We start from the raw sequence: 12551 nt of genomic DNA, 5'->3' as shown, positions 1-12551 counted from the left end.
GAGAATGAGAGATAAAGGATGATAGCAACATGAAAATTGTGGTTCAAAAAGTTAGTCAAGCAAGTGTATCAGTGGATAATCAAGTGCTTTCTAGTATTCCACAAGGATTAATGCTTTTAGTTGGTGTTAAAGAAGGAGATACAAAAGAAGAAGCAGATTATTTGATTAAAAAAATTAGTCAAATGCGTATCTTTGAAGATGAAGAGGATAAGATGAATTTATCCATTGCAGATGTTAAAGGAGAAATATTATCTATTTCGCAATTTACCTTATTGGCTAACACAAAAAAAGGAAACCGGCCAAGTTTTACTCGAGCTGCTAAGCCAGAAGAGGCTAATGAGCTTTATTTATACTTAAATGAAGGACTTAGAGAAAAAGGAATTCCGGTGTATGAAGGACAGTTTGGCGCTCATATGGAAGTGTCTTTAATTAATGATGGTCCAGTAACGATTGTTTTAGATACTGATTACAAATAAAGTGAAACAAAGAAAAGGTCTACTTCAAGTAATTAATTACTTGAAGTAGACCTTTTTGTTAAAGTTTATTCAAAATAATCCATCAAGGCATTTTTAACAGCAAGTGCTACTTTTTTCTGATAATCTTTGCTATTAATAAGGTAGGCATCTCCATCGTTATTCATATAACCTAATTCTAACAGAAGTGCTGGTTGATGATTATCTCTTAAAACTTGATAGTCTCCAAATTCTGTTCCTCGGTTTGTTAGAGGAAGTTCTTGTTTGATATGGCTGTTGACTGTTTCTGCTAAAGGAATATCTTTTTCATTATAGTAGTAAGTAGTTGTTCCAGATGCCTCATTTGGATGTTGACTTGAGTCGAAATGGAAACTAATAAATACATCAGCTTTTGCTCGGTTACTTTTTCCAGCAATACCTGACAGAGAAATAAATGAGTCATCTCGTCTAGTCATAATGACATTGGCACCTAATGATTTTAACTCTTTTTCAACGGCTAGTGCTGTTTTTAAGGTGACATTTTTTTCATAAATCCGCTCGTCATTACTTAAAGAGCCAGCATCATATCCACCATGTCCTGGATCTAGGACAATAGTTGTTTCAGCAATAGACGTGATTTTATTATGTTTATTCGGTTTGCCAAAACTGACTACCCAATTAGCGACATAACCTTTTTGTCCGTTCGCTGTTTTAACTTGATACCAGTCGCCATCATTTTCTAGAAAATGAATTTTTTCTCCGCGACCGAGAGTAGTTAATACCTGGCTGTCAATTGAGGGTTCTGTCCGAATTTTGGTTCCATCTTGTCTTGCGAATAAAGTTTCAGAACTTAGATCTTTTTCTTGTTGTTTATTATTTTCTACATTAAGTAATTGAGAAAAAACCCAACCTTCTTTGTTATCAACGGTTACATAAGACCAGCCATGTTGCTCTTTGGTAATCGTTACCTTGGTTTGTTTATCTAGGGTGGCAATTTTTTTACTTTCAGTTGTAGGATCTTCCCTAAGATTGGTTTTAGGTGTGTTAATTTTTGCTGCGATATTAGTAGCAGGGCTGGTTTCTTTGTTTGAAACTAACCAACTAGCTACCCAGCCTGTGTCATTATCGTTAAATTTAACTCGGTACCAGTGATTTTTCTCTTCTAAAATCGTTAACTTATCTCCTTTTTTAACCTGTGACTGAATGTCAAAGTCAATACTTGGACCAGTTCTGACGTTCATAGCTATTGGATCAACAGTCACAACTTTATATTTTCCTAAACTAAGCAAGGAAAATATAACCATTAAAATAATAATGATATTTAAACTAATTAATCGAAGTTTATTGCCTTTCATAAAACTATTTTTCATAAATTTTCCTCACTTTTAAAAACAAGCTGTTCTCATTATAGCAAAATTTTAAAAAAGAAAGTAGTCTCTCTTTCGTTTTTTGGATTAGATTAAAATTGAATGAGACTTGACAATTATAGAAAATTTTAGTAACGTGTAAATAATACATAATAAATATAGTGAATCAATGAAAGAGAAAAGTAACTAAACTAGTTAGATGTTTCAAGAGAGAAGTTTCAAGGGCTGAGAAAACTTCAACATCTCTTTAGGGAAAGACACTCTGGAGATGAGTAGTAAAAAGCTACTCCGTGACGAGCGTTAATCGTTAGAGTCGAAAGAGAAAATTACTCTTTCAAATTTAGGTGGTACCGCGTAGATAATTCGCCCTTGTATAATGTTACAAGGGCTTTTTTTATTACAAAAAAGGAGAGGAACAGTTATGAAATATCAAAAACCAAAAGGCACCCAAGATATTTTACCAGGCGAAGTTGAAAAATGGCAATTTCTAGAAAAAACAGCAAGAGAATTATTTGGTCGTTACCAATTTCATGAAATTCGTACGCCAATTTTTGAACATTATGAAGTGATTGCGCGAAGTGTTGGGGATACAACAGATATTGTTTCTAAGGAAATGTATGATTTTTATGATAAAGGGGACCGTCACGTTACTTTACGACCAGAAGGAACTGCGCCGACTGTTCGAGCATTTGTTGAACATAAATTATTTGGACCAGAATATCAAAAACCTTATAAAACCTTTTATATGGGACCTATGTTTCGTTATGAAAGACCTCAAGCAGGACGTATGCGTCAATTTCACCAAATTGGGGTAGAAGTTTTTGGAAGTGATAATCCTGCAGTTGATGTGGAAACGATTATGATGGCAATGGAATTTTATCAATCATTAGGCGTTAAACATTTAGAGTTAGTGATTAACTCTTTAGGAGATAAAGAAAGTCGGGCTACTTATCGTCAAGCCTTGATTGACTATTTAGAGCCCTTTGAAAATCAGTTAAGCGAGGACTCTAAACGTCGTCTACACGAAAATCCGTTACGTGTTTTAGATAGTAAAGAGGAGCAAGATAAAGAAATTGTTTTAAATGCCCCTTCTATTTTAGATTATTTAAATGAAAGTTCTAGTGCTTATTTTAATCAAGTTCGTGAATTATTAGATGAATTAGATATCTCTTATACGATTGATCACCGCATGGTTCGAGGTCTTGACTACTATAACCATACGATCTTTGAGATTATGAGTGCTGCACCAGGATTTCAAGGAGCAATCACAACAGTCTGTGCTGGTGGCCGTTATAATGGCTTAGTGGAAGAGCTAGGTGGACCAGATGTTGGCGGCATTGGTTTTGCATTAGGAATGGAAAGAGCTATTATTACGTTAGAAGCAGAAGGAATTACTATTCCAACTAGTCAACCACTAGATGTCTATGTAGTCGGAATTGGGGACAGGACTAATGGAGCGACGTTAAAATTAGTGAGTCATTTAAGAAAATTAGGTTATTCAGCTGACCGAGATTACATGAACCGAAGTGCTAAAGCTCAGTTTAAGTCAGCTAATAAACAACAAGCCTCTTTTGTGATAACTATTGGAGAAGACGAGCTAGACAAACAAGTGGCCCAAATTAAACATATGGGAACAGGGGAACAACAAACAGTTCCATTTACCGAGTTATATCAAGATATAAATTCTTTACTAAAACAGTAGACTAAAAGCAGATAGATTTAGGAATGAAAGAGGGAGAAAAGTTATTATGTCACAGCGTACAATGTATTGTGGAGAAGTTTCAGAAAAAGTATTAGATCAACAGATTACTTTAAAAGGTTGGGTGCAAAAGCGCCGAGATTTAGGTAATTTAATTTTTATCGACTTAAGAGATAGAGAAGGCTATGTTCAAGTAGTCTTTAATCCTGAGCACAGTGAAGAAGCTTGGAAAGTGGCAGATAAATGCCGATCAGAATATGTAATAGAAATTACAGGGAAAGTTGTGTTACGTGATGCTTCTGTTGTCAATAAACAAATGAAAACAGGGCAATTTGAAATTATGGCTGAAGCAATCACTATTTTAAATGAAGCTAAAACAACTCCGTTCACTATTGAGGAAGCTTCGAATGTGAATGATGATACTCGGATGAAGTATCGTTACATTGATTTAAGACGTCAAGAAATGTTTCAAAATTTAAAACTTCGCCACGCTGTTACCCGTTCTATTCGTCATTATTTAGATGACAATGGTTTTATGGACATTGAAACACCTTATTTAGGAAAATCAACTCCAGAAGGTGCTCGTGATTATTTAGTTCCTTCTAGGGTCCATAAAGGTCATTTTTATGCTTTACCACAGTCTCCTCAAATTCATAAACAGTTATTAATGGGAGCAGGGATTGATCGTTACTATCAAATTGTTCGCTGTTTCCGAGATGAAGATTTACGTGGAGACCGTCAACCAGAATTTACTCAAGTGGACTTAGAAACCTCTTTCTTAACAGCTGAAGAAATTCAAACTTACACAGAAAACATGTTAGCTAAAGTCATGAAAGAAACGAAAGGATTAGACATTCCTACTCCGTTTCCACGTATGAGCTATCAAGAAGCGATGGAACGTTTTGGTAGTGATAAACCAGATACTCGCTACGGCATGGAATTAATCGATGTGAGTGATGTGGTAAAAGATGCTGGATTTAAAGTATTTACTCAAGCGATTGAAAATGGTGGACAAGTTAAAGTCATTGTAGCAGAAGGAGCAGCTAGTCAGTATTCTCGTAAAGATATTGATCATTTAGGTACTTATGCTGCCCAATTTGGAGCGAAAGGTTTAGCTTGGGTAAAAGTAGAAGAAGATGGCGTGAAAGGACCAATTGCTAAATTCTTAGGCGAAATTTCTGAAGCACTTTTAGAAAAAACAGGAGCTAAAAGTGGTGATTTAATTTTATTCTGTGCTGATAAAGCAAGTGTTGTTGCTGATTCATTAGGTGGTTTACGAACTCGTTTAGCAAAAGAATTAGATTTAATTGATACAACTAAATTTAATTTCTTATGGGTGGTTGATTGGCCACTATTTGAATACGATGAAGAAGCAGATCGCTACGTGGCAGCTCACCATCCATTTACTATGCCAAAAGCAGATCAAATTGATTTACTAGAAACAGCACCAGACCAAGTTCATGCTCAAGCTTATGATGTTGTATTAAATGGTTATGAAATTGGTGGAGGTTCTCTTAGAATTTATGAACGAGATGTTCAAGAGAAAATGTTTAAAGCTTTAGGATTTACTCAAGAATCAGCAGAAGCTCAGTTTGGCTTTTTAATGGAAGCTCTAGATTATGGTTTCCCACCTCATGGCGGTTTAGCTCTTGGTTTAGACCGATTTGTTATGATTTTAGCAGGTAAAGACAATATCCGAGAAGTGATTGCTTTCCCTAAAAATGGTCGTGCAATGGATCCATTAACTGCAGCACCAGGTACAGTTTCTTCGCAACAATTAGAAGATTTAGATTTAAACATTGTAGAATAATTAAAATTTACACAATAAAGAGCAATCTTCCAGGATTGCTCTTTATTTATATAGGGCTTATCGTTATAATGGGAGTGACTAAAAGTAGAGGAGCGACTCACTTAATAAAATGAAAGAGATAAGAGAGAAGTTACAACTGGTTAACAATGAGTACACGAAAAAAAGTACTGTAGCTGTTCTTTATGCAATCATTGCATCAGTGGCTTTAAATGTTTTTTGGCGACCGGGAAATATTTATGCAAGTGGAGTAACAGGGATTGCCCAAATTGTGACGTCCGTTATGGAAAGAATGACTGGGTCAGAACCTCCTGTTTCGATTATTTATTACTTGTTAAATTTTCCTTTGTTTATTTTAGCTTGGAAGCAAATCAGTAAAAAGTTCACCATTTTTACAGCGGTGACAGTTACTTTAACCACAATTGCTATCCAACTAATGCCAGTGACCCCCTTAACAACTGACCCTATTATTTGTGCAGTATTTGGTGGGGCAGTAAACGGTTTTGGGATTGGTTTTGCTTTGAAGAATGGTATATCTTCAGGTGGGTTAGATATTGTTTCCATTACGATTAGAAAGTTAACTGGTCGAACAGTTGGCTCGATTGCTATTATTGTTAATGGAAGTATTGCTTTAACTGCAGGTTATTTGTTTGGTTGGCCCTATGCTTTTTATAGTGTGTTGTCTTTCTTTGTAAGTGGTAAAGTAACGGATGCCGTTTTTACCAAACAACAAAAATTGCAGGTAATGATTATTACCAAGGAACCAGACAAAGTGATTGAAAGTGTTCAAGAGCGTTTGCGTCGAGGGATTACGATCATCCATGATGCCGAGGGAGCTTACGATCACGGTGAAAAAACAGTTTTATTAACGGTTATTACTAGGTTTGAGTTACATGTGTTTGAAGAAGCAATGATGGAATCAGACCCTAAAGCCTTTGTTAGTATTGCAGATAATGTGCAAATTTTAGGGAATTTTTATGATCCAGGTATGTAGTATAATTGGTCAAGTTTTAGATTAAACAAAAGAACCAGATGGTAGTCTCCAAGGTTAGGAGAGCTTCATCTGGTTTTTTTGTTGGTTATTCGTTAAAAATAGTTCCTTTTTAGCTCGTGTAAGTTGCTTAAAAGCATATTCAGCTTTAGTGGCAGCACTTCTTGTGTCAAATGCCTCACAATAAATCATCTCAGCCGGTCGTCTTGACTTTAGCCGAGTATACTTTGCTCCTTTGCCTGAATTGTGTTCTGCCAAACGTCTTTTAGGATCTGTGGTGTAACCACCATAAAAAGTTTGATCAGCACATGCTAACACATAAAAATAATGTTTAGTTTCCATATAAAATTTGTTTCACCTCAGGTAGATACTGATTGTCTTCACCGTAAACATATAAAGGTGGTAAAATTTTTAGTCCCTCTTTTTTACCATGACGAATGCCCTCAATTAGTAAAATATTGGCTTCTTTGTGTTGTTTAGGGTAGACAAATTGAATTCGTTTTGGAGCAATTTTATAACGGTTCATTAAGTCAATAATTTCTAATAAGCGATCTGGTCGATGGACCATTGAAAATTTTCCCATCATTTTAAGTTGTCTACTTGCTTCTTTAATGACTTCTTCTAAGGTTGTCTCAATTTCATGACGAGCTATGGCTAGATGAGGATTGGGATTTTTAGTGCTAGTAGGTAGTTCTTTAAAGTAGGGAGGGTTACAAGTAACAAGGTCTACTGAGTCAGCAGGAATTACTTGTTTTCCTTGTTGTAAAGGCAAAGTTAGGATATCCATTTGTTCTGTTAGCTGATTTAAGGCGACACTACGTCTGGCCATATCTGCTAATCTTTCTTGGATTTCAATACCAGTAATTTTAGCTTGGGTTTTTTGACTTAAAAATAAACCGATGGCTCCGTTTCCGGCACATAAATCAACAATTTTTCCGGATTTAGGAACATTAGTAAAATGAGCTAATAGCACCGCATCAAGAGAAAAAGAAAAAACTTCTTGACTTTGGATAATTTGCACACCTTCTGAGTAAAGTTGGTCAATACGTTCATTTTCATATAAAACAACGGACATATAATTATCTCCTTTTGATTTGATCTCAATTATTATATCATGGAGTTAGAAAAGAAAAAGAAAAACTTGCATCTCAAATTATTTTTAGGCATACTGAAAGAGATAAAGCAAAACTGGAGGAAAGAGAATGTTTTTTAGATTTATTAGACAAGTAGCTCGCTTTGTTGTATGGCTTTTAAATGGAAAAGCTAGCTATGAACAAAAAGAAAAGCTACCCCAAGACACTAATTATATTTTAGTTGGGCCTCACAGAACTTGGTGGGATCCGATTTATTTTGCCTTAGCAGCCAGCCCAAAAGAATTTTCTTTTATGGCTAAAGAGGAATTATTTAAACGACCTGTTTTACGTTGGATTTTAGTTCATGCTCATGCGTTTCCAGTGGATCGTAATAATCCAGGTCCTAGTGTCATTAAAAAGCCTGTTAAATTATTGAAAAATAGTGAGTTAAGTTTAATTATGTTTCCAAGTGGTACAAGACATTCAGAAGAGTTAAAAGGCGGAGCTGCTTTAATCGCAAAAATGGCTAAAGTTCCTCTTGTGCCCGCTGTCTATCAAGGTCCTTTGACTTTTAAAGACTTTTTAAAACGACAAAAAATAACTATTAGATTTGGAGATCCAATCGACGTTACCGATATTAAACGAATGGATAAAGCAGGATTAGATGAAGTCGAAAGAAGAATGACGACAGCTTTTGACCAATTAGATAAAGAAATTGATCCAACATTTAAATATATTCCAGCGCCTAAAAAAGAGAAACAGTAGATGATTACTGTTTCTTTTTGTTAGGGAATAAAAAGGAGTGATACGATGAAATTTTTACATACAGCTGATTGGCATATTGGTAAAAAGTTAAATGGCTTTGATTTGTTAGAGCAGCAAAACCACGTTTTTAAGCAACTCCTTCAAATAGCTAAAGAAGAAGAAGTAGACGGGATTATTATTGCAGGCGATTTATATGATAGAGGGTTACCTAGTGTTGACGCAGTGGAAACCTTAAATCAAATGTTTATTGAATTAAACTTAAAAGAAACCTTTCCTATTTTTGCTATTGCAGGCAATCATGATAGTGGGGAACGTTTAGGAACAGGGAGTGAATGGTACCAGTATTCTAATTTTTATCTAAAAACTAATTTGCTGGAGGCAACCAAGCCAATCGAATTAGCAGATACTCAAGTTTTTTTACTGCCTTATTTTGAACCTTTTGAAGCTAGACAACTATTTCAAGACGAGAAAATTAAGACAATTCAACAAGGCGTCACTCGTTTGGTAGAAGAGATGAAAAAAGAGATGAAGCCAGACAAACAACATCTGTTAGTGACCCACTTCTTTGTAGCAGGGGGACAAAAAACAGATTCAGAAACAAAAGTAACAGTTGGTGGGTTAGACGCTATCTCTCTAGATTTACTGGCTGAGTCTTTTGATTATGTTGCTTTGGGCCATCTTCATTCTAAACAAGCTTTAAGTCACTCAAGAGTTAAATACAGTGGTTCATTGTTAAAATATTCAGTTTCTGAAGTTTCTGATGAAAAAGGGGTTTGGATTGTTTCTCTGGAAGATAAACAAGTGACAACAACATTTAGAAAAGTTGAACCACTAGCAGATTTGCAACAAATAACTGCTTCTTTTCAAGAGCTTATGTCAAAAGAGTATTATGAACAAATTAAACGAGATAATTATTTAGCCATATCTTTAACGGATACTAAGGTCATTCCTAATGTTATGACAGAACTTAGAAAAATTTATCCACATATCATTCAACTTGACCGAGCTTACGGCCGAGATTGTAGAGAAAACGAAGCGAGTCAAATGAGTCAAAAACTACAAGAGTTAGATCCGTTAGAATTATTTACTACATACTTTAAACAGATTACAGAGGATGAATTGACAGAAGAACAAGTTAATTGGTTAAAAGAGAGTCTGGCAATGACACAAGCAGCAAGGAGAGAACAAGTATGAAGCCAATTAAATTAGTATTAGAAAATTTTGGCCCTTATCAGCATGAACAAATTAGATTTGATCAGTTTGATGAGTTGCCGCTATTTTTAATTACAGGAAAAACAGGATCAGGAAAAACGAGTATTTTTGATGGAATCTGTTATGCTTTATACGGAAAAACAAGTGGTAATTTACGTGAAGGGAAAGATATGCGGTCTAATTTTGCCACAGTAAAAGAGATTACCCGTGTTTCTTTAACCTTCACTCATGACAATTTTACCTATCAGGTGGTAAGAGAGCCGGAACAAGAGTTAGCTAAGAAAAAAGGGGAGGGAACTACTCTACGTCCTTCTAAAGTTTCTTTAACCCAATTAGATAAGTCTGGTTGTGAAATAAATCAATGGATTAAAAAAACAGAAGTAGAAACACAAATAGAAGATATTTTAAAAGTAGATGTGAATCAATTTACTCAACTTATTCTATTACCCCAAGGAGATTTTCGTAAATTTTTAAATGCCTCTAGTGATGAAAAAGAAGGAATTTTAAGGAAGTTATTTCACACAGCTTTTTATAAAGAATGGGCCAGTCAACTGAAAGAATTAAAGAAAAATTATCAACAAGGATTGGAGCAAACTAGTAAGCAAATTACGGCTAAATGGAGTGAAATTCCTTGGTCAAAAGAGCAACTTACTCAGTTTGAACTAGATGAGAGTGTGGAAGCTAGATTAGAGTTGTTAGACTTAGAAATCCAGCACAGACAACAAGGTGTGGCTTGTTCTAGTCAAAAAATCGAGAAAAAAACCGAAGAACAACAACGACTAAGCAAGGCGTTGCAAGAAAAAGAACAGCAAGAACAGTTATTTTTTAAATGGCAACAAGAACTAGAAGTATCAGCTAAACTACAGGAGGAAGAACCTTATATTCTAGCTAAAAAAGAAGAGCTAAACAAACTTAACTGGTTATTAAGTTGTCAACCTCAACTAGAGAAATGGAAGGAAAACGAAGGAGAAAAACAACAGCTATTAACAAGAATAGCTACTAATCGCCAAGAAGAAAGTAAAAAAATCGAAGAACAGGCTGATAATCAACAACGACTAGCTACTTGCCATAAAAATACAGATAAAATTGAACAGGCAAAGCAACAGCTAGTTAAACTAGAAGAGATGATTCCCAAAATTGACGAGTATCGTAGGCTAAAACAACAAGAAATTGAAAAGAAAGAACAATTAGAACGGCAAGTGGAACAGATAGAAATAGTTTCCCAGTCCTTAGAAAAAAGTGCCGAGCAAAAGCATCAACTGAACCAGATGATTCAGTTGAAAGATGATTACTCAAAACAATTAGTAGATTGGCAAACAAAAATTAAGCAGTACGAAGAGTTTAATCAATTGATTACTCAACTTGCTTGTCAGGAACAAAAAATCGAAGACAGTAAAAAATACTTAGCAGATTTGACCAAGGCATTAGAGCAACTATTTGAAGACAAGGAACAAGCTAGGATAAATTATGATCAAACTAAACAGCAGTGGCAGGATATACAAGGAACGCGCTTGGCTTTATTATTAGAAGCTAATCAACCTTGTCCAGTTTGTGGATCATTAGACCATCCGAAAAAACAAAACCAAGAAGAAAATTGGACATTAAATCAAGTCCAAACTCTTGAAAAACAAAAAGAAGAAGCAGAAAAAACCTTTCTTGACTTAAACCAACAAGTAGCAAAAGTTACTACTGAAAAAAGCATAGGATTAGAAGGACAGCAAACCGAATTAGCTAAGTTACACCAACTTGAGCTGGAAAAGCAAATAAAGGTCCCTAAAGAGTTAGCTAGCTTGCCGCAACTAAATTCTAATGACCAACTATTAGCTGTGTTAAAGGATAATCTAGCTACTTACTCTTTAGAAGAAGAAAATGTGAAGGACAAGTTAGCGGAAATTGCAGAACAAGAAGAAAAGTTAATTCAGCTAGAGGAAAAAATTGAAGAAAAGAATGAAGAAAAAATTCGCTTGTCTGAGGAAGTTCAGGAAAGTAAACAAGAAGTGTCAGCACTAGAAGCAAAAGTATCTACTTTGTTTCAGTATGTAGATCCAAGTTTTATCGAACAAGATTTAAATCAGGTCAAAGAGTCGCTGAAAGATACCATTGAAGAAGGAAACAGGCTGTTGAAAGAAGCCCAAGAAGAGAAAGAAAAGATTAGTCAACAGTTAATTTCAATTCAAATTGAGCAAAAACATATCACTCAGCAACTGGAAAAAATAAATCAACTTCAAAGAGAAATTGAAGAAAAAATAACAGAAAAAATCCAAAAAAGTCCTTATGAAGATAGTTTTGATCAACTAGTAGAACAAATGGTTAAACCAGAAGAGATTGCTGAATTAACACAAGAGATTGAAGATTTTAAAGAGAAACAAATGCAAACACTTATTAGGCAAAAACAGTTAAAAGAAGAATTAAAAGTAGAAGAGCAACCTGACAAAGATGAAGAACAAGCCCAATTAAACATGTGTGAAACAGAACTCGCACAAATGCAAGAAGAATTGACTAATTTAAAATATGAACTGAAAGATTGTCAGCAAGCATATCAGTGGGTTAGTCAAACGTATCATGAATTAAAAGAACAATGGGACACACTAGCTGCTTTAAACCAACTTTCAGAAGTAGCTAATGGAGATGGGAGTCAGTCTAAAGTAAGTCTTGAACGATTTGTTTTACAAACCTATTTCAACGAAGTTTTACGTTTAGCTAATAACCGATTTATGCAGTTAACGCATGGTCGTTATAGTTTTCAATTAAACAAAGAATCCGGTTCTTATAAAAAAGCTTCAGGCTTAGAGTTAAATGTATATGATGACAACTTAGGAGGAATTAGGAATATTCATACTTTATCTGGAGGAGAAAGCTTTATTGCTGCTTTGGCTTTATCACTTTCTCTAGCAGATGTTATCCAAATGCAGTCAGGAAGTGTTAAAATTGATGCTTTATTTATTGATGAAGGATTTGGATCATTAGATAGCGAGTCATTAGAAACAGCTATGGAAGCACTAGAATCTATTGAAGGACAGGGTAAGATGATTGGAATAATTAGTCACGTTCAAGAGCTAAAACAGCGAATACCCCAACAATTACAAGTAATTAGTGACGGACAAGGTCAAAGCCGAATAAAGTATCAATTAATTTAACGCCAATAAAAAAGATTAAGATAATCTATTATGTTATCTTAATCTTTT

The 12551-nt window shown here is 34.9% G+C and carries 10 protein-coding genes and 1 other annotated feature; of the genes, 7 read left to right on the top strand and 3 right to left on the bottom strand.

All coding sequences use genetic code 11. From position 1 onward, the window contains the following. Positions 1–29 precede the first annotated feature (29 nt). Positions 30–476: a D-aminoacyl-tRNA deacylase gene (dtd, locus tag C7P63_RS04770; protein WP_125943005.1), complete on the top strand. Its 447-nt coding sequence runs from the start codon at positions 30–32 to the stop codon at positions 474–476. A gap of 65 nt (positions 477–541) precedes the next feature. Here the strand turns inward: dtd and C7P63_RS04765 are convergent, their stop codons facing one another. Further along, positions 542–1822, bottom strand: a complete 1281-nt coding sequence (locus C7P63_RS04765) for an N-acetylmuramoyl-L-alanine amidase family protein (protein WP_125943004.1) — start codon at positions 1820–1822, stop codon at positions 542–544. Positions 1823–1979: 157 nt separating this feature from the next. Beyond that, positions 1980–2193: a binding site (T-box leader), on the top strand. Positions 2194–2240: 47 nt separating this feature from the next. On the opposite strand from C7P63_RS04765, the gene hisS reads away from it, so the two are divergent. The 3 genes from hisS (at position 2241) to C7P63_RS04750 (ending at position 6319) form a co-directional block, all read left to right on the top strand. Further along, positions 2241–3521: a histidine--tRNA ligase gene (hisS, locus tag C7P63_RS04760; RefSeq protein WP_125943003.1), complete on the top strand. Its 1281-nt coding sequence runs from the start codon at positions 2241–2243 to the stop codon at positions 3519–3521. Positions 3522–3567: 46 nt separating this feature from the next. Beyond that, complete coding sequence (aspS, locus tag C7P63_RS04755; RefSeq protein WP_125943002.1) at positions 3568–5328, top strand: aspartate--tRNA ligase; 1761 nt, start codon at positions 3568–3570, stop codon at positions 5326–5328. 109 nt (positions 5329–5437) lie between these two features. After that, positions 5438–6319 carry a YitT family protein gene (locus tag C7P63_RS04750; RefSeq protein ID WP_125943001.1) on the top strand — a complete coding sequence of 294 codons (882 nt, stop codon included), beginning with the start codon at positions 5438–5440 and terminating at the stop codon, positions 6317–6319. A gap of 54 nt (positions 6320–6373) precedes the next feature. On the opposite strand, the gene C7P63_RS04745 is transcribed toward C7P63_RS04750, so the two are convergent. Both C7P63_RS04745 and C7P63_RS04740 read right to left on the bottom strand, forming a co-directional pair. Continuing rightward, positions 6374–6658, bottom strand: coding sequence for a GIY-YIG nuclease family protein (locus C7P63_RS04745; protein WP_125943000.1), 285 nt, complete (start codon positions 6656–6658; stop codon positions 6374–6376). After that, the gene (locus tag C7P63_RS04740; protein ID WP_125942999.1) at positions 6648–7391 is read right to left on the bottom strand and encodes a tRNA1(Val) (adenine(37)-N6)-methyltransferase; all 744 of its coding nucleotides are present in this window, start codon (positions 7389–7391) and stop codon (positions 6648–6650) included. The genes C7P63_RS04745 and C7P63_RS04740 overlap by 11 nt, the downstream gene beginning before the upstream one ends. Before the next feature lie 127 nt (positions 7392–7518). Here C7P63_RS04740 and C7P63_RS04735 point away from each other — a divergent pair, with 127 nt between their 5' ends. From C7P63_RS04735 to C7P63_RS04725, 3 genes are read left to right on the top strand one after another with little or no spacing between them, the layout of a single operon-like run. Continuing rightward, positions 7519–8154, top strand: a complete 636-nt coding sequence (locus tag C7P63_RS04735) for a lysophospholipid acyltransferase family protein (RefSeq protein WP_125942998.1) — start codon at positions 7519–7521, stop codon at positions 8152–8154. A 45-nt stretch (positions 8155–8199) separates the two neighbouring features. After that, complete coding sequence (locus tag C7P63_RS04730; RefSeq protein ID WP_125942997.1) at positions 8200–9348, top strand: exonuclease SbcCD subunit D; 1149 nt, start codon at positions 8200–8202, stop codon at positions 9346–9348. Then, positions 9345–12503 carry an AAA family ATPase gene (locus C7P63_RS04725; protein ID WP_125942996.1) on the top strand — a complete coding sequence of 1053 codons (3159 nt, stop codon included), beginning with the start codon at positions 9345–9347 and terminating at the stop codon, positions 12501–12503. Before C7P63_RS04730 ends, C7P63_RS04725 begins: the two co-directional genes overlap by 4 nt. The last annotated feature ends 48 nt before the right edge of the window (positions 12504–12551 follow it).

The sequence above is a fragment of the Vagococcus humatus genome (genome assembly GCF_003950325.1).
Classification (GTDB): domain Bacteria; phylum Bacillota; class Bacilli; order Lactobacillales; family Vagococcaceae; genus Vagococcus_C; species Vagococcus_C humatus.
The sequence above is the reverse complement of the archived record's forward strand: the minus strand, read 5'-3'. Positions and strand labels throughout refer to the sequence as shown.

Excerpts from the sequence above, each read along its gene's own strand:
- dtd (WP_125943005.1), top strand. The coding sequence starts at position 30 with ATGAAAATTGTGGTTCAAAAAGTTAGTCAAGCAAGTGTATCAGTGGAT.
- hisS (WP_125943003.1), top strand. The coding sequence starts at position 2,241 with ATGAAATATCAAAAACCAAAAGGCACCCAAGATATTTTACCAGGCGAA.
- aspS (WP_125943002.1), top strand. The coding sequence starts at position 3,568 with ATGTCACAGCGTACAATGTATTGTGGAGAAGTTTCAGAAAAAGTATTA.
- C7P63_RS04765 (WP_125943004.1), bottom strand. The coding sequence starts at position 1,822 with ATGAAAAATAGTTTTATGAAAGGCAATAAACTTCGATTAATTAGTTTA.
- C7P63_RS04750 (WP_125943001.1), top strand. The coding sequence starts at position 5,438 with ATGAAAGAGATAAGAGAGAAGTTACAACTGGTTAACAATGAGTACACG.
- C7P63_RS04745 (WP_125943000.1), bottom strand. The coding sequence starts at position 6,658 with ATGGAAACTAAACATTATTTTTATGTGTTAGCATGTGCTGATCAAACT.
- C7P63_RS04735 (WP_125942998.1), top strand. The coding sequence starts at position 7,519 with ATGTTTTTTAGATTTATTAGACAAGTAGCTCGCTTTGTTGTATGGCTT.
- C7P63_RS04730 (WP_125942997.1), top strand. The coding sequence starts at position 8,200 with ATGAAATTTTTACATACAGCTGATTGGCATATTGGTAAAAAGTTAAAT.
- C7P63_RS04740 (WP_125942999.1), bottom strand. The coding sequence starts at position 7,391 with ATGTCCGTTGTTTTATATGAAAATGAACGTATTGACCAACTTTACTCA.
- C7P63_RS04725 (WP_125942996.1), top strand. The coding sequence starts at position 9,345 with ATGAAGCCAATTAAATTAGTATTAGAAAATTTTGGCCCTTATCAGCAT.